Consider the following 17,724-nt stretch of genomic DNA (forward strand, 5'->3'; position numbering starts at 1 on the left):
CGCGCCTATGACTTCGTATCCCAAGAATTGCGCGCTGCTGAAGATCCTGAGTTTGAAACGTTCTACACTAAGAACATTCTGCTTAACGAAGGCATTCGTGCTTGGATGGCTCCGACAGACCAACCTCACGAAAACTACATCTTCCCTGAAGAAGTTCTGCCTCGCGGTAACGCTCTGTAATCAGCGCGAAATATCAAAATTTCCAACATTTTAAAAGGGTAAGATAAAGCAGTTTAGGCTTTACCCTTAATGCTTAAAAAGCTCCCGCCTGGTGGCGGGAGCTTTTTGTTTCCAGGATTCGATCGAATTAGCGCCCTAAAAAAAGTTGATTTTGTACAAAAACCAAGTCTGCCTGTAGCTAGAACAACTTGTGTCTTTATATCTGGTGAAGTCTCCTATCGGGCAAGAAATCGATCGACCTTTCCCCGTCGCCAGAGTTGCCATGCACCTGATAACCGCACAACCCGGATTCTGAAGAAAATATAAACAAATGGCGGAAACTGCGATCGCCCGATTGCTGTAGAGATCGATCAAAGACGTTCCAGCAGCAGTAATTTGCCATCATCTTACAAAAATCTCCCTTTGCATCCCCCCACTTCTAATTCCTTGTGTTATTCTAATAATTGTGAATACTAGAACGATACTCAGAACGCAAGTTCTTCTGGTAACGCTGGCAATGGCTAGCGCACAAATCATCACCTTAAATCTTGTATTTAGGTGATGTGCGTTCCAATATTAAGCCATTTAGCTAAACCTGGAGGTGATGCCCATGATAGAAAGTAGTAAACGCATGGGTCATCAGATTGGAAACTACCGGCTGTGCGCCGGGGCCGCTCACTAGCAGTCAGCCGTCGTCTCCAACGGGAAACGACTTCCACGGGGAACCAGGCTGAGCTAGGGATTCTCCCGGCAGTCAGGTTCTAATCTGAAGACCCGCTAGACCGCTCTCACCTCAAATAGTGTTAAATCTTGAGTATTAAAACTTGAGACTAAACGCTATTGGTGAGAGCGGATAGTTTTTGCTCAGGGTTTCTAAACGTTGGCAGTTAATCTGCCATTGCTAATCCCAAAGAAAAAAATTATGGCTGAGCTAATTAATAATACTGAAATTCAAGAGCGCGCCAGTCAATTGTCAGGCTGGACAATTGAAGGTAAACAACTGCGCTCTACCCGTTTATTTAAAGATTTTATCGAAGCGATCGCCTTTGTAAATAAGTTGGTTGCCCCCTCAGAAGCCGCAGGACATCACCCCGACATAGAAATCTCCTACAACAAAGTTACAGTTAACTTGACAACCCATGATGCTGGAGGCTTAACTGAGAAAGACTTTAATCTAGCCCAAGAGATTTCTGCGCTAGATTAAAAGAGTGCCAGTTGACCCAACAAGAGTCCTGCATCTAGCAACAGTCCCCGATCGCCGAAAGCTCGCAAATAAAAAATCGACTTGGGGTTAAAATCGGGTTTGATACTCGTCACTGATGAATGAGGGGAATTCTTGAATAAGACCATTAAGGGCTTTCAAAGGCGTTATCAAAGCACATCTACCCACTCAATATGGACGCATCCAAGCTTTGCGTATACTTTTAACTTTTGTATGCTTTCAGAGTCCATCACTTATGCCAGATAGGTACGTTCCACATTTTGATATTTTTGGTCAGTTAAATAGGCTTCCTGTCTAAAAACAGTAGTGGTTTACTGTGCCGGAATCTCACTCCCGACTAAAATGTTTCAACACGTAGATAGTTGTTCTTACTCGCTACACTTATTATATTGTATACTAACTCAAACTGTGCAAGCATTTTTAGGCGACTGAAGCCATGCACTGAGCGTAGCCGAAGAGTCGCTGCCGCTTTCCTCTCCATGTCTAAAGCCAGGGGCTTCTCGCTCGTTTTTAGGTGAAAAGTCGAGAGGCCAAACGTTCAATGTATAAAAGGCTATTCCCCATCATCCGCCCATGATCGTATTTGAAAAGCCAGAGTTCAAGAACGAGTCGGCAGCCGAAAAAACCGATCTGATAGAAAAGCTTTTAGATATTGGCGCAGCTCTGTCGAGCGCCCAAGATTTGGGCGACTTGTTAAACTTAATTTTATCCAAAAGTAGGGAAATTACCTACAGCGATGCTGGCAGCGTTTACTTAGTAGATCACAGCGACGAAAAATCTAAGCTGCTGTTCAAGGTAGCCCAAAACGCTTCTAAACCGAGACTGTCGTTTAAAGAGTTTGCCCTGCCACTGACAGACAAAAGCTTGGCGGGATACGTGGCAATTACAGGTCAAAGTTTGAACCTGTCTGATGCCTACGACTTACCCCCCGGCGTACCCTATCGGCTAGATACCAGTTTTGACAGGGATATTGATTACCGCACTTGCTCGGTAATGGTACTGCCGATGCAAAACCGACAGGGGGAGACAATAGGTGTACTGCAACTGATCAACCGCAAAACAAAGGCAGATACGGTCCTGACTGCAGACAATGCCTGGGAATCGACGCAGCAGTATTCGGAGTGGGAAGAAAGGATAGTTCGATCGCTCGCTTCTCAAGCTGCAATCTCGATCGAGCGCAATCAACTCCAAGACAGCATAGAACATTTGTTCGAGGGCTTCGTCAAAGCCTCGGTGCAAGTCATAGAAGCTAGAGACCCCTGTACCTACGGCCATTCAGAACGAGTAGCAGCCCTCACAGTACGCCTTTCAGAAGAAGTAAACACCGTCAGCAGCGGAGAACTGCGCTCTATTTACTTTAACAACCGCCAAATTCAAGAACTTCGCTACGCCGCCCTGCTGCACGATTTTGGCAAAATTGGAGTCCCCGAAGCAGTTTTGACCAAACAGAAAAAGCTCTACCCCGCACAGCTAGAAATCATTCGCCATCGCTTTGGCTTAGCTCAACGGACAATGGAAATGGAATGCGTCCAGTCTAAATATAAATACTTGCTGGAGCATTCAGCCTACCGAAAACACCCGACCCACGAGCCAGAGTGCGCTCAGTGCCAGGAAATCGAACAGCTAGACACTAAGCTAGCAGAGGCGAAAACCAGATTAGCAGAATACTGGGAAGTCCTGCTAGAGGCAAACGAGCCTCACATTTTGGCAGCAGAACCGCTAGCTCAACTGCGAGAAATTTCTCGACAAACTTACAGAGATATAGATGGGGCAAAGAAACCCCTGCTGAACCCAGACGAGATCCTGCAATTGATGGTGTCGAGGGGCAACCTGACGCCGGAAGAACGATCGGCAATAGAATTTCACGTAACTCACACTTACGAGTTTCTGAAACAAATTCCTTGGACAAAGGATTTAAAGAATGTTCCCGACATAGCCTACGGACATCACGAAAAACTAGACGGCACAGGCTATCCGCGAGGTCTAAACAAGTCAGAAATTCCCATTCAAGCGCAATTGATGACGATCGCCGATATTTACGACGCCCTGACAGCAGGCGATAGACCCTACAAGCGAGCCCTGCGTACAGAGGCAGCGATGAAAATTTTGCGGCAAGAAGCAGCTCACAACAAAATCAACGCTGATTTGTTAGAATTGTTCGATCATCGCCAAGTCTTTAGCGTCCTCGGGCACAGCTTGGAGGTTAAAGTCGAATCAGCCTAGACGAGTCGGGCGTGCTGTGCTAAAAAGTAAATAGGCGATCGGGCGCTATCTAGTGTCAGCCGTCAAATCAATCCACAAGCCAAGCCTGGTCGGGTTTTGACGCAGTTGAGTACAGGTTAAAAAACAGGCTCTCTGCAGCCGTCAGTCACATCTATATACTCTGTCAGCCCGAAAGAATCAAAAGAAAAAGTGAATTTTAGGTCTCTTTTTAGAGTATGCTAGTTGAGCAACAACTGACCACATAGAAGACTAGAAAAGTTTCTCTGTAATCGGTGTGAGGATGAGAGTGAATATGTCGAAATTTTTGTGGAGTTACCTATTAATCAGCCCAGCAGTCTTAGGAGCTACCCTAGTAGTTTCTTCGAGCGCGATGGCAGCAGACGCTCAGCAGGCTGCTGATGCGCTCAATCCCGCTGCCGCCAAAGCTGAAACCGCTGAAACCTCCGAAGCGAAAGTAAATGCTTTAGCTGCTGTTTCCGAAACAACTGCAGCCTCCGAGCCAGTAGAAGAAATTTCCCAAGTCGCTGGCAGCGAAACCCAGGCAGCGATGGCAGATGTGGCGACAGTTGCAACTGATGCAACTGAAAGTGCGATCGTCGGAGCCAACGCAGCCCCTGCTGAGGCAAATCCCCAAGCGGCATCACAACCTACAAGTGAATCTTTAGCCGCAGTTGATCCAACAGTCGCTCAACCAGTAGAAAATTCTGCCCCGGCAGCCCAACTAGAAATTCCAGCCCCAGCAGCTACCGCTCTCCCAGAGCAAATCGGTGCAGTTCAATTAGAAACTCCAGCCCCGGCAGTGGCAGAGTCGGCAGAACAAAGTTTGCCAAAAGCGGCTGAATCTGTAGCGCAAACTGCAGCACCACAAGAGCCAAACCCAGCCGCTACATTAGAACAGCTCAACCAGTACACCAGCGAAGGTGCTGCCGCGGGCGAAACTGAAGGTCAAGTTACCTCAGTATCTCAACTTTCTGACGTGCGGCCCACAGACTGGGCCTTCCAAGCACTGCAATCCCTAGTCGAGCGCTACGGCTGTATTGCCGGTTATCCCGACGGCACCTTCCGCGGCAACCGCGCAATGACTCGCTACGAATTCGCAGCCGGTTTAAATGCTTGCTTAGACAAGGTGAGCGAGCTAATTAGAGGCGGCACGGGCAACTTCGCTACGAGAGATGACTTGGCAGCCCTCCAACGGCTCCAAGAAGAATTTGCAGCGGAACTGGCAACCCTGCGCGGTCGCGTCGATGCTTTGGAAGCTCGGACATCTGAACTCGAAGCCAACCAATTCTCAACTACTACCAAGCTGACTGGGGAAGCAATTTTTGCCCTCACCGACGACTTTAGTAACTTTACTGGCGGTATTAACGTGCCGGGCATAAAGCGCAGAAGAGTCGGCAGTGACAACAACGAAGCTGTCTTCCAACAGCGGGTGCGTCTGAATTTAAACACTAGCTTCACCGGCAGAGACTTGCTCCTGACGAGGCTTCAGGTAGGCAACGGTCAACGCTTGAACTTAGGGTTCACCAACGAAGGCACTCAAACTTGGAATGTAGTCGGCAATACCGACAACGCTGTTGCGCTAGACACCTTGCTGTACAAGTTCCCCGTCGGTCAGCGACTGAACGTAACCCTTGCAGCCAACAGTGTTGTGTGGGACGACATTCTGCCGACTGTCAACCCTTACTTTGAAGACTTTGACGGCGGCAACGGGTCATTGAGCACCTTTGGACAGCGGAACCCGATTTATCGCTTAGGTGGCGGTGCAGGTATCGGCTTTGACTATGCCTTCGGCGGCAGGGGCTTGCTGGGCGGCGTGTTCGGCCCGACTTCTCTGTCCTTCGGTTATTTGGCGTCAAATGCAGCAAATCCTAGCAAGGGTGCAGGCTTGACGAACGGCGACTACACAGCGATGGGTCAGTTGACTTTTACCCCCGGACGCAACTTGCAAGTTGCTTTCAACTACAACCACGGTTACTTTGGCAGAGGTAACTTTGGGTTTGACAACGGTTTCGGGAACAGCGTCGAAGGCGGTTTCACCGGTACCGGCCAGGCTAATTCTCTGGGCTTGTTGAGTTCGGGCTTTGAGTTCGCTGACGGCACTGAGTTCCGCGCTCGCAAAGTTGTCACCAACTCCTACGGCGCTCAGGCTTCGTTGCGACTGAGCCCGAGGTTTATTATTGGTGGCTGGGCTGGTTTAACCAATGCCCGCATTCTCGGCGTCGGCGATGCGAAAATCTGGAATTACGCTGTCACCTTGGCTTTGCCCGATTTAGGGAAAGAAGGCAACTTGCTAGGGTTGGTGGTAGGTCGCGAGCCTTACTTGGATAAACTTGAGGTTCCGAGGGATTTGCGGGGCTTCACAAATGACCAGTCGTGGCACGTTGAAGGGTTCTACAAGTTTCAGCTCTCGGACAACATTTCTGTTACTCCGGGCGTGATTTGGGTGACGAATCCCGATCAAAATCGCAGTAATGATGACACCATCATTGGTACTCTGAGAACTACTTTCACGTTCTAAGAGCGGGTTAGAGGAGGCAGGGGGGTCATACCCTCTCTGCTGGCAACTCTCAAGGCTCAGTTTCGCCCTGCCTGCTGCAGGGCTTTTTTGTGTGCGGGACAAAGGGGGCGCCGAGAATCTATTAAAAATTAAAAATTATTAGTTATAGACGCAGAAACCCGGTTTTCTGAGGTAATGCCCTAGTGGAAGCGGAGAGAGTCGAAACTAGCAACGTCGGTTTCACATAAGCGAGAGTGCCATCGTCCCAAGGATGAAGTGACGAAAGTCGATTAAGTTCAGTGGAAAACCGGGGTATAATAAAAGGTAAAGTTAGGAGTTATAATTGGGAACTCAACATTGAGGAGAATTTTAACATCTGACTTCGGAGTTGATAATTCTGGTATTGGAAGCAATTATGGTAGAACTCTCCTGTAAAAGCGAATACGCAATCTTAGCTTTGCTGGAGCTTGCCGATTGCTACGAAGAAGGCGAGCCTCTGCAAATTCGCCAGATAGCGGCTCAGCAAAATATTCCCGATCGATATTTAGAGCAGTTGCTGGCTACCATGAGACGCTGCGGCCTGATTCGCAGCCAGCGAGGAGCTAAGGGAGGTTATATCTTGGCCAGGGAACCCTGGAAAATTACACTCCTAGAAATTATCAACTGTCTCGAAGGCTCAGATTTCGATCGCTCTGAAAAAGACTCGCCTGCTCAAACTGTAGAAAGTGCGGTGATTTGGGAAGTTTGGCAAGAAGCTCGATCGATTGCCAACTCAGTTTTGCAAAAATACACGCTACAGGATCTGTGCGAAAAGCGCAATGGCAGACGGCAGCTCGATATCATGTATTACATCTAGTTAAAATATTGCCAACTAGGAATTAACATTTACTTTCAACCACAAACTGACAAAGATTATGCGTATTGCTGGTGACATTACAGAATTGGTAGGGCGGACGCCCCTGGTGCAACTCAACCGCATTCCCCAAGCGGAAGGCTGCTTGGCTCGGATTGTGGTAAAACTCGAAGGCATGAATCCGGCAGCATCGGTGAAAGACCGCATCGGTGTCAATATGGTCAATCAAGCAGAGGCCGAAGGGCTCATTAGTCCAGGCAAAACGGTTTTAGTGGAACCGACTTCTGGCAATACCGGAATTGCTCTGGCAATGGTGGCGGCGGCTAAGGGCTACCAGTTGATTTTGACCATGCCGGATACGATGAGCACGGAACGCCGATCAATGCTGCGAGCTTACGGGGCCCAACTAGAACTGACTCCGGGAATAGAGGGCATGAGCGGCTGCATCCGCCGCGCTCAAGAAATTGTGGACACAACTCCCAATGCGTATATGTTGCAGCAGTTTCGGAATCCAGCGAACCCGCAGGTTCACCGTTCGACAACGGCTGAGGAAATTTGGGAAGATACAGACGGCGAGGTGGATTTCCTGATTTCGGGAGTCGGCACGGGCGGTACGATTACGGGTGTCGCAGAGGTGATTAAGTCGCGGAAACCGGGGTTTAAGGCGATCGCCGTTGAGCCGGCCAACAGTCAGGTACTGTCAGGCGGAAAGCCAGGGCCTCACAAAATTCAAGGTATCGGTGCTGGTTTTGTGCCGCCGGTGCTGAATGTGAATTCGATCGACGAAATTATAGTTGTTACGGATGACGAGTCGATCGCCTACAGCCGCCGCTTGGCCAGAGAAGAAGGACTGTTGTCCGGTATTTCCAGCGGTGCGGCACTATGTGCGGCGGTGAAAGTCGGCAAGCGTCCCGAAAATGCCGGAAAATTGATTGTGATGATTCAGCCTAGCTTCGGCGAACGCTATCTGAGCACTCCCTTGTTCCAAGATCCAGAACTCAATATGGCGATGGCCCTCAACTAGGTCAGCCTCCGGCCCAAGTAGCAGAAACTGAGAGCAGGGCGTACAGTGTACGCCCTGCTTGGCTTTTGAGTTTAAAGAATTGTGATAGGTTGTAGCTCCCTCGATCGCGAATGATGCCGAAGTTCTGAATGCGCTTTTTTTGAACCGCTTTGGGCGTGTTAACGAAGCGGGCGCTGAGCGCTCTTGTGGCGAAGGAAGAGAAAAGAAAAGAGCAGCTAAATGTTGGCGGGAGGAGCGCTATAGGAGTCCTCAATGTCTATCGGCTTACCACTTCCAAAGCCTCAATGTTTTTCTAAAATAGATTTATGATAAGTTGAAAACTGAGGTTTTTTACTGACAATTTTTGACATTTATATCAGATAAATACTTAAAAATATAGCAAAAAATGATATTTTTGTCAAGCAGTTTTTCACAGATTATTCAGATTTCAAGGAAATAAGAGCGTGTCTTCCGTTACCAATCACTACAAAACCCTAAAGATTAGCCCAACCGCAACACAAGCCGAGATTAAACAAGCATACCGCCGTTTAGTCAAATTATTTCATCCAGACAGCCGCAGCGACACAGCGGGTCACGAAGAAATTGTCCGCCTCAATGCAGCCTATGAAATATTAGGAGACGCCCAGCACAGACAATCTTACGATCGCCAACTTTCCCAGGAAAGTGAACAGCAATCACCCAGCGCACCAAACGTCAGCCGCCAGCAAAAACAAACAGCGAGGGAGGCCGATGAACAAATGGAACAGTGGCTGATTAAAGTATACAAACCAGTCAATAAAATGCTCAACAGCATCTTGAAGCCCCTTAAAAAAGAAATAGACGAATTGTCAGCAGATCCGTTTGATGACGAACTGATAGAAAAGTTTCAACTTTATATCGAAACCAGCCGCGAGTTCCTCAAAAAAGCTCATAACTTTCTTACATCAATGCCCAATCCATCTAATGTAGCCGGAGTTGCGGCCCATCTCTACTACTGTATCAATCAAGTCGGAGACGGCATAGAAGAATTGTATTTATTTACGCTCAATTATGACGATCGCCACTTGCACACCGGTCAAGAACTGTTTAGAATTGCCGCTAGACTGCGGCGGGAAGCGCAGGATGAATTAAAAATTAAAAGTTAAAAAAGTTAAAAAAACAGATTGTTCCCTCTTCCCTCTTCCTTCTTCTTCCTTCTTCCTTCTTCCTGACATCTGTTACATCCGTTACATCCGTTACAGAATCCGTTGCCGAACTTCCTTCTTTCAAATTCCAAAAAGAACTTGAATTCGCTTGCGAATTTTAATAAAAGGAGTTTGTTCCAGAGAGTCGCCATCTAACAATCCCAAATCTCTCAAAGCTTGCTGGCGTTCCGACAATTTTTGAGCAATCTGATCGGCTAAATTGGGTTGTTCTCTTAAAAGTTTTTGCAAATCGTGACGTTCCACAACAAACAAAATTGCATCTTCGCTAGTTTTAACAGTCGCCGTTCTCGGAGTACCCAACAGCAAAGATATTTCCCCAAAAAACTCGCCCTCGTGAAGTGTAGCAATATACTGACCGGCTTTTTGAGAAAGAACTTCTACAGTACCTGACAGAATAATATAAAAAGAATCGCCAGGGTCATTTTCCTTACATACCACCTGTCCCGCTGGAAACAGTTGTCGGTAGCCGTATTCAATTAACTGTCGCAGTTCTAAATCCGTACACTGTTCAAAATAAGTTACTCGCCTCAACAAATCTCGCAGCGTCCAATTATTGGGGGATTTAGGCGCTGGATTTTTAGGTTCAGAAACGGTGGAATTAGATTTAAACTCTGCTGAATGTTTTGCCGTCTGCGGAAAAATTTTTCCGTTGGAATTATCGTCTTTGTTATTGTGAAAAAGTTGAGTTAACTCTTGCGGGTTTCGCAGCCACAAATCCCGCTGCGGAAAGGGAATTTCGATATTTCGGTGGCGCAATTCGTAATCTATTAAAAAATTTACCGCGCTTTTAATAGCATCGCTTTCCTGTGGCTGGTCAATCCAAACTAAAAGTTCAAAATTTAAAGCATTATCTCCAAAACCGTGAAACCATACTTTAGGAGAAGGATGGGACAGAACATTCGATTCCATCCGCGCCGCAATTAACAGCGCTTCCGTAACTATTACGGGGTCAGATCCGTAAGCAACGCCGATGGGGATGTGGAGGCGACATCTGGGGTCTCTGTAACTCCAGTTAATAATATTAGTTTCGACAAACTTAATATTTGGTATAATTACAAATAGACCGTCAATTGTTTTAATAATTGTAGAGCGGATCGAAATTGTTTCTACTGTTCCTAATAACTTGTCTATTTCAATAAAGTCTCCGACTCTAATTTGGTGCTCGAATAGCAGGGTGAGCCCGCTGATAAAGTTACTGGCGAGATTTTGCAAGCCGAAGCCGAAACCAATGCCGACCACCCCAGCTAAGACGGTGAGAGAAGTGAGGTTTATGCCGGAACCTTGCAGGACGAATATACAGCCAATAGTGGCTAAAATATAGCTAATGATCGTAGAAATTGCTTCTCGACTGCCGCGATCCAATCTCATCCGAACTAGCACGCTGCGCTTGATTCCTTCACTGATAATCTTAGCTATAATCAAGGCAAATATAGCTAAGATTATCAGTTTGACGATCGCACTGATGGACAGATGAGTGTCCCCGATATAGAATAGCGGGGTTGTCATCGCACCCCAGAAATGTTCAAAAAAGCGATCGGCTCGTGCAGTAATCGAATTCATTAATATTGGGTAATGGGTAATGGGTGATTAGTTTTGAGCGCAACTGAACTGCAAACGGCTAACTATTGCAGAGCTTAGGCGAAAAACTCGAACTGTGGAGTGTCCTGTGTGGCAAAAAAGTCGATTCCCTACTCTTAGGGAACGCTTCGCGAACGGAATAGATCCGCTTCACGCACTTTGTCAAAGGCTGTTAACTGATGGGTTAGTAACTGGTGGCGAAAAACTATTTTGTAGCGGTATTTTCTGCCGGATATCTGTGTTGTGGCGTAAAATGGGCCCGGCGGCGCGATTGATCGGCGACTTGTGGCCAATATTTGGAAAATTGGTAGAAATTCATTTACAGCACCCTCAAATAATCGAAAAATTCCAGCAAAAATTAGTTTATCCTTAAGAAGTAAGTCCTTTACAGAACTTAACAAGCTTACCCTACTTGACTTTTATGCAGTGCATCATCAATCGTCGGGCACAGTTTTCGGCGAGTCACCGGTACTGGCTGCCGGAGTTAAGCGAAGCCGAGAACTTTGAGCGGTTTGGCCCAACTGCCCGCGCACCGGGACACGGACACAATTACGTCCTTTACGTTTCCATGATAGGCGAACTCGACGAGTACGGCATGGTGCTCAACCTGTCTGATGTCAAGCACGTCATCAAGCGGGAAGTTATCAAGGATCTCGATTTTTCCTACCTTAACGAAGCGTGGCCGGAATTTGAGCAAACTCTGCCAACTACGGAAAACATAGCACGGCAAATTTGGCTGCGGCTAGCCCCTCATTTGCCTGTGAGCAAAATTCAATTGTTTGAACATCCCGAACTTTGGGCTGAATATTTAGGAAATGGAATGGAAGCTTATCTAACTTTGTCCACTCATTTTAGCGCGGCCCATCGGTTGGCTCGTCCCGATTTGAGCTTTGAAGAAAACTCCGAAATTTACGGCAAATGTGCTCGTCCCAACGGTCACGGTCACAATTATCATTTAGAGGTGACTGTTAAAGGGGAAATGGATGCGCGGACTGGCATGATTGCTGATTTGGGAGCTTTGCAAAAAGCCGTTGACGATTATGTTGTTGAACCTTTCGATCACACTTTTTTAAATAAGGATATTGCTTATTTTGAGAACGTTGTGCCGACTGCGGAGAATATTGCTGTTCGGATCGGGCAATTATTGCGATCGCCCGTTCGGGAATTGGGCGCAGAGTTACACAAGATTAAGCTGATTGAAAGTCCGAATAATAGCTGTGAAATTTTTGGCGCTGATTTAGAGGAAGTGCCGACTGAACATCAGCAGCCTGAAGCGATTTTAGCTAGGGTTTAGAGCTAAAAATCGGTCGGTTGGGGCGGGTTCACCCGGATAGTTGGCTAATTGTGCAGATTGGTGAAGCCACCCCTACCAGCCTAATGATGATTCCGACAGTTATTCAACCGGATTAGGCGCGAGAATATATTTTTTCAAAAAAGTTCCACAGCCAGAATTATTGCCACTTTTCCTGAAAAGTCACACTCCGCGCGTATTTTGGAGATAGTAAGTCAGCATTCCTCATGTCAGCTATTCTAACTGCTGAGAGTATGAAGTCGATCGCCCGATCGCTGACAACCAAGCACTAATTTCTCCTAAATGAGTTGACGTTTATGCGCGTCTCAAATGTAGCTCTCTTGACTCTGGCTGCCCTCGCATCCCACAATTTAACTGCTAATACTAGCGCCAATCCTGCTGCACATCCTATTTCTCCTGAGACACCGCAGGCTAGCAACTTTGTTGATGCGGTAAATAATACTGAATCGCGTCGGGCTGAGTCAATTAGCGAGCCTGAGACGATCGCCCACGAACAATTTTCCCCCAATACTACCGTATCGCGTCGGGCTGAGTCAATTAGCGAGCCTGACACGATCGCCCACGAACAATTTTCCCCAAATACTACCGCATCCCGTCGGGCTGAGCCAATTAGCGAGCCTGAGACGATCGCCTACGAACAATTTTCCCCGCGAATTGCTGTAAAATCGCCGACAGGTTTGCTGGTAGCGGCCGCTCAACCCGATGTATCTACTGCGAAAACCAAGGCGAATACTCCTGCTGCATCCGGCGATGAACTAACAAAATCTTTACAAGAAACCTGGCTGGCTAAATTAATCGAAACCGGGGTTGAAACCAATCCTCAAGTTCGCGAGGTTTTCGCTTTTATCTCCCCGTCTAGTGGCAGCTCTGAATCTGGATATGGTTTTAATAGTACCATAACTCTGCTCAATATTTTACTAATTCTTGGTACCGTATTTCCACCAGTGACAATTGCCTTTTTTTGGATGATGCGACGGCTGATCATCAAACACTTGGTTGCTGATGCCAATAAACGATTGCAAGGCATTGGTGTATTGGAATCAGAACTCATAAATTCTAGCCAACTGACTCAAAAGTTGAGGAATGAATTAGAAGCGCAAATGAGTGCCGCTAAACAATCTATTGATTTTTTAACTAGAGAAACTGAACTTTCCAAATCTTCCGTCGAGCAAATTGAGACTCTCAAATCGCAATTTATCATGCACCTGCAAGTTTTGCGGACAGAAGTTGACGAGAAAAAATCTCAAATTGTTCAAGAAATTTCCCAAGTTCCCGCAGTTGTTGCCAAAGAAGCTCTCAAAGTCGCACCTCAACCGCCCTTAAACAATTCCAAAAATTCGCAAACGCTACCTGCTAGCAACGAAAATTTGATTGCTGACGATTATATCAAGCAAGCTGAAGGGCTTTATTTTCAAGGCAATTATGATGAAGCATTAGTGTGTTTGGAAAAAGCTGTTTTAGCGAATAAATTTTTGAATGAGGCTTGGTATTGGCGCGGAAATGTGTTAGTAAGATTGCAGTGCTTGGAAGAAGCACTCACCTGTTACGACCAAGCAATATTAATTAAAGCGGATAACTACGAAGCATGGTATAATAAAGCGCATTTGCTGGGCAAATTGCACAGGTACGAAGAGGCGATCGCCAGTTACGAGCGAGCAAGTTTGAGCGAATCTAGAAAATACGGTTGTTGGCACAGTATAGCCGCTTTGTTGGGTCAATTGCAGCATTACGAAGAAGCGATCGCTAGTTACGATCGCGCCCTCGCTATCAAAGCAACCGACAGCGAAATTTGGCACAACCGGGGTGCGATGCTGGCCAAAGTACAGCAGCACGCAGCCGCAGTTGAATCTTACGATCGCGCTCTGGCTTTCAATCCCAACAGATACGAAACTTGGTACAATCGAGGCAATATGCTGTGGAGACTGCTCCGCTACAGCGATGCTATTGATTCTTACGATCGGGCGATCGCCATCCGGCCCGAGAAATACGAAGTTTGGTACAATAGAGCCGCTGTGCTCGGAAAAATGCAGCGATATCAAGAATCGATCGAATCCTACGACAAAGCAATAGCCCTTAAACCGCAGGATTTTGAAGTGTGGCACAACCGAGGCGCAGCTTTCGACAAACTGTCGCAGCACGAAGCAGCAATTGCCTCTTACGAATCAGCAATTACCCTTAATTCCGAGTGTTACGAAGCTTGGTTTGGTAAAGGCGAATCTTTGGCAAAATTGCAGCGCAATGAAGAAGCGATCGCAGCTTATGAGAAAGCGATTGCTATTAAGCCCGACTCCTACGATGCTTGGCGTCATGTGGGGATAGCTTTGTCAGAATTAAAGCGGTATGAGGAAGCAATGGCAGCTTACGATCGAGCTATTGCCATCAAACCAGACAATGCGGAAGCTTGGCGCGATCGAGGCGCCATTGTATCGGAATTAAAACAGGATACACACGGAAATGAATCGGGGGAAAAAGAGACTTAAATTCAGCCACAATTCAGTTGTTCAAAATTCATAGATTTCAGGTGATCGGGAAGCGCACCTTACTTTTAAGTTGGTAAGGGAGGAGAATATGTGGCCTGTATATCGAGAGTAACTTTTGCAACAACAATCAAATTTAACTGTATTAATATTTGGCGATGAACCATCCCTACAGTTATTGACGAGTATTTAAACCGACTTAATAGCGGGCATTTAAATGCTTTTTGTCTAGGGTTTTTTAGCTAAATTTTTCCTCTTTTTTCCGCTCCTTTTGGGGCGGTTTTTTTTATGGTAAATTTAGGTAAGCTGCTAACAAGGAGAATAGTTATATGTCTGTTCAGCTTCAAAAACGGTTATTTACAGTAAAAGAATATCATTTGATGGCTGAGGTTGGTATTCTCTCCGAGGGCGATCGGGTAGAACTCATAGAAGGAGAGATTGTTAAAATGGCTGCAATTGGTACTCGTCACGCAAGTTCTGTTAAGCGTCTGATCGCTGTGTTCTCGGATTTGGAGAGAAGACGTGCGATTATAGGTGCCCAAGATCCTATCCAGTTGACTGAGCGCACTGAACCTCAACCGGATGTTGTATTGCTGCAACCTCGCGCTGACTACTACGCCACAGCCCATCCAGTACCGTCTGAAGTTTTGCTGTTAGTTGAGGTTTCAGATAGTACGGTTGATTATGACAGAGATGTGAAAGTATCCATTTACGCGCGATCGCTCATTCAGGAAGTTTGGCTGGTAGATTTAGTTGAAAATTGTTTGGAAGTTTACCGTCAGCCAGGCCCGAACGGTTACAGTTTAATGCTCAAGTTTTGGCGCGGTCAACAAGTTGCGCCGCTGGCTTTTCCCGATTTAGAAGTGAGTGTTGATTTTATATTGGGTTAGTATGAATAAGTAATGGCAGCTTACGATCGAGCGATCGCCATTAAGCCAGAAAATGCGGAAGGTTGGCGCGATCGCGGCGCAATTATATCGGAATTAAAACAGGAGACAGACAAAATTTAATCGGGTAAAAAAGAGACTTAAATTCAGCCCTACAGACTTAGGGGAAAATCTGGTGAGTGCGATCAGCACGGGTGACTCTGGCGAAACTAACTTGTGGGTAGGAACGCCCTGCCGCTTGAGTTGTTACAGCTATTAACCATCGCGAACAGTTTTGTATTTCTTCAAAGTCCAATACCTTAGCTATATATGTACTCTAGTTAGAAAGCCTTTCGTGCAAATACCTGAAGCGGAGCTACTGCAAGATGCGGAGAATTCCTTATGTCGATAAGATTACCTTTGTACTTATCCCTAAAAGCGGCTCTAAGCCCTCGAATCATTATCTTACCGTGACACAGTTGCTGCTTATTATTGGCAATTTTTGATGGAGCTTCTGCGGCAATATTACCGTAATTAACTTGTCTTCCATTTCCCTGTTGGCGTTCGACCTCAATACGCCCATTTACATAAGCTGCAATAAGTTCTTCATGATGCGTTTGTGTGACTTCTTCAATCATTGCTTCAAACTCTTCTTCCGAAACATCCTTATTAAGGGCTGCTAGATGCTTAGGATTTAGTAAGTATGACTCAACATTTGTACCAGCCGTTAGAAATGGTTCTACCTGTAACTGCCTCACTTGCTGCTGCCAATTTACGATTTCTGAATCGTTAAGATAATCTCTATCTCGATGAAGAAGAATCTTGGCTGATTTGTTTGAAGATCTGACTATATTAACAAGGGGGCGCAGATTCTTGATGACTGTAACACCGTAGTAAGGCAAAATGAGAGTACTATTCATGTCAAAGCCAGAAGACTTAAGAATAGAGTCGAGAATACGTATATTTTCGTCTTCAGTCAGTACTACAACTTTTGCAGTTTCGTCGTGTGCAATTCTTTCTCGGATGTCTAGTGCACCAATGTCCAAAAGTACGCCAAGCTCATCATCTTGCGTAGCTGTTTCAACTGTTGCATTTCGCACCCAAAGGAATTTAACTGATGATCCAAGAGCATCTACAACGTGGCGAGAGTGGGTTGTGAGAAGGACTTGTGTATTCCTGTCTTCGGCAATTGTCCGCAACAATTTGCATAGAAGTCGTTGGTTGTTGGGATGGAGATGTGAGTCAGGTTCGTCTAAGACAATTAGGCGCGGAGAGAACCTATGAATGTAGGACAAAATTTGAGTCGCTTGCAGAACCCCAGTCCCCGCAAGTTCAATAGGCACTTCCCCCGAATCAGTTGAGATCATGACTTGAATGTGCTCATCTGTTTCTGGAAGAAAGCTAACTTTGATATTAGTTTCTGGGAACACTTCATGTAAATCTTGTATGAAATTATCCCATTCAGGCTTTTCCGAAAGCCTAAGTAAGATATTTCTCAGAACAAGGTTTGCATCACCTCTGGCTAATGTTCGGAGCAAAACGCCATCTGATAAATAAGTTTCATTTTTTGCAATACCTGCAAGTCCTGGTGAGAAAATACTAAATGGGGTTTTAATATCCGATATCTTTTCCGCAGTTTCTACCGAATCAACTGCTACAGAGATATTTCTATTTTTTCCCTTCCTAATTTTGATTTCGCAGGATTCGCCACTCGTAAGCGTGAAGTTGACAGCAATCGCTTGTGCTTCATCCGTTCGCAGCTCTCCTCCCTTACCCAAACAATATACAGATTCTGATGGTGAGTATATGAGCTGCGTAGGACTCAAAGTTGATGCAGTTCGGCGGATATCGCCGTTAATCAGCTTAAGAGACTGGAGAACACCAATAGCAAAATGTAAGCCTTGAATAATACTACTCTTACCTGAGTTATTCGCACCGACAAGAACATTGATGGCATCAAGGTCAAATAACGCATCTTCTATCCTTTTAAAGCGTTGTATTCTTACTGACTGAAGTGAACTCATGCAAGATTGTACCTATAAATATATATTGTGCTGATAGATGAATACACTAAAATTTTCTGTCTCTTGTCCGGCGAAGAAAGTAATTTTTCAGCCTAACACCCCTTTCAAGGTGAAACAGCCGATCAATTAGCACCGTCGAGTAACTGGCATAGTCACATTTTAATCTATACGGGTTTTATTTTCAAGATAAAAAGCTATAATTTTTGGGCAATGGGACGATTAGAATCGCTCAGATATCTTAGCTAATAAGGCGATACCATAGCCTGCGATCGCACTCCCTGTCTCCATCCTACGATTCCATCAAC

The 17,724-nt window shown here is 46.0% G+C and carries 16 protein-coding genes and 1 pseudogene; 11 read left to right on the top strand and 6 right to left on the bottom strand.

What is annotated here, in order from left to right:
• Positions 1-180: pseudogene (locus NDI35_RS12445) on the top strand (photosystem II D2 protein (photosystem q(a) protein)); the annotation flags it as partial.
• Positions 181-376: 196 nt separating this feature from the next.
• Here NDI35_RS12445 and NDI35_RS12450 read toward each other — a convergent pair.
• Positions 377-565 (bottom strand): hypothetical protein, encoded by a 189-nt coding sequence (locus NDI35_RS12450; RefSeq protein ID WP_445313003.1) that lies wholly within the window; start codon positions 563-565, stop codon positions 377-379.
• A 516-nt stretch (positions 566-1,081) separates the two neighbouring features.
• Here NDI35_RS12450 and NDI35_RS12455 point away from each other — a divergent pair.
• Positions 1,082-1,363, top strand: coding sequence for a 4a-hydroxytetrahydrobiopterin dehydratase (locus NDI35_RS12455; protein WP_445313004.1), 282 nt, complete (start codon positions 1,082-1,084; stop codon positions 1,361-1,363).
• On the opposite strand, the gene NDI35_RS12460 is transcribed toward NDI35_RS12455, so the two are convergent.
• On the bottom strand, positions 1,360-1,509 hold the full coding sequence (locus NDI35_RS12460; RefSeq protein WP_445313005.1) for a hypothetical protein: 150 nt from the start codon (positions 1,507-1,509) through the stop codon (positions 1,360-1,362). The two genes, NDI35_RS12455 and NDI35_RS12460, sit on opposite strands and share 4 nt — an antisense overlap.
• A gap of 445 nt (positions 1,510-1,954) precedes the next feature.
• Here NDI35_RS12460 and NDI35_RS12465 point away from each other — a divergent pair, with 445 nt between their 5' ends.
• The 5 genes from NDI35_RS12465 (at position 1,955) to NDI35_RS12485 (ending at position 9,102) form a co-directional block, all read left to right on the top strand.
• Positions 1,955-3,604, top strand: coding sequence for an HD domain-containing phosphohydrolase (locus NDI35_RS12465; RefSeq protein WP_445313006.1), 1,650 nt, complete (start codon positions 1,955-1,957; stop codon positions 3,602-3,604).
• 292 nt (positions 3,605-3,896) lie between these two features.
• Positions 3,897-6,122 carry an iron uptake porin gene (locus NDI35_RS12470; protein ID WP_445313007.1) on the top strand — a complete coding sequence of 742 codons (2,226 nt, stop codon included), beginning with the start codon at positions 3,897-3,899 and terminating at the stop codon, positions 6,120-6,122.
• A 394-nt stretch (positions 6,123-6,516) separates the two neighbouring features.
• Positions 6,517-6,957 (top strand): RrF2 family transcriptional regulator, encoded by a 441-nt coding sequence (locus NDI35_RS12475; RefSeq protein WP_445313008.1) that lies wholly within the window; start codon positions 6,517-6,519, stop codon positions 6,955-6,957.
• Between the two features lie 58 nt (positions 6,958-7,015).
• Entirely contained in the window at positions 7,016-7,978 is a 963-nt protein-coding gene (gene cysK, locus NDI35_RS12480) for a cysteine synthase A (RefSeq protein WP_445313009.1), read from the top strand.
• A gap of 443 nt (positions 7,979-8,421) precedes the next feature.
• Complete coding sequence (locus tag NDI35_RS12485; RefSeq protein ID WP_445313010.1) at positions 8,422-9,102, top strand: J domain-containing protein; 681 nt, start codon at positions 8,422-8,424, stop codon at positions 9,100-9,102.
• Here the strand turns inward: NDI35_RS12485 and NDI35_RS12490 are convergent.
• Both NDI35_RS12490 and NDI35_RS12495 read right to left on the bottom strand, forming a co-directional pair.
• Entirely contained in the window at positions 9,092-9,226 is a 135-nt protein-coding gene (locus NDI35_RS12490; RefSeq protein WP_445313011.1) for a hypothetical protein, read from the bottom strand. The two genes, NDI35_RS12485 and NDI35_RS12490, sit on opposite strands and share 11 nt — an antisense overlap.
• A complete protein-coding gene (locus NDI35_RS12495; protein WP_445313012.1) occupies positions 9,223-10,722 on the bottom strand; it encodes a cyclic nucleotide-binding domain-containing protein in 1,500 nt (499 codons plus the stop codon). The genes NDI35_RS12490 and NDI35_RS12495 overlap by 4 nt, the downstream gene beginning before the upstream one ends.
• A gap of 106 nt (positions 10,723-10,828) precedes the next feature.
• Here NDI35_RS12495 and NDI35_RS12500 point away from each other — a divergent pair, with 106 nt between their 5' ends.
• On the top strand, positions 10,829-11,113 hold the full coding sequence (locus tag NDI35_RS12500; protein WP_445313013.1) for a hypothetical protein: 285 nt from the start codon (positions 10,829-10,831) through the stop codon (positions 11,111-11,113).
• A 48-nt stretch (positions 11,114-11,161) separates the two neighbouring features.
• Positions 11,162-12,034 carry a 6-carboxytetrahydropterin synthase gene (locus NDI35_RS12505; RefSeq protein ID WP_445313014.1) on the top strand — a complete coding sequence of 291 codons (873 nt, stop codon included), beginning with the start codon at positions 11,162-11,164 and terminating at the stop codon, positions 12,032-12,034.
• Between the two features lie 157 nt (positions 12,035-12,191).
• Here the strand turns inward: NDI35_RS12505 and NDI35_RS12510 are convergent, their stop codons facing one another.
• Positions 12,192-12,317 (bottom strand): hypothetical protein, encoded by a 126-nt coding sequence (locus NDI35_RS12510; protein WP_445313015.1) that lies wholly within the window; start codon positions 12,315-12,317, stop codon positions 12,192-12,194.
• Positions 12,318-12,348: 31 nt separating this feature from the next.
• Here NDI35_RS12510 and NDI35_RS12515 point away from each other — a divergent pair, with 31 nt between their 5' ends.
• Entirely contained in the window at positions 12,349-14,532 is a 2,184-nt protein-coding gene (locus tag NDI35_RS12515; protein ID WP_445313016.1) for a tetratricopeptide repeat protein, read from the top strand.
• A 326-nt stretch (positions 14,533-14,858) separates the two neighbouring features.
• Positions 14,859-15,419, top strand: coding sequence for a Uma2 family endonuclease (locus tag NDI35_RS12520; RefSeq protein WP_445313017.1), 561 nt, complete (start codon positions 14,859-14,861; stop codon positions 15,417-15,419).
• Between the two features lie 317 nt (positions 15,420-15,736).
• Here NDI35_RS12520 and NDI35_RS12525 read toward each other — a convergent pair whose 3' ends face one another.
• Complete coding sequence (locus NDI35_RS12525) at positions 15,737-17,419, bottom strand: AAA family ATPase (protein WP_445313018.1); 1,683 nt, start codon at positions 17,417-17,419, stop codon at positions 15,737-15,739.
• Between the last annotated feature and the right edge of the window lie 305 nt (positions 17,420-17,724).

This window comes from Microcoleus vaginatus FACHB-2002 (genome assembly GCF_040004035.1).
Lineage (GTDB): Bacteria > Cyanobacteriota > Cyanobacteriia > Cyanobacteriales > Microcoleaceae > Microcoleus > Microcoleus vaginatus_C.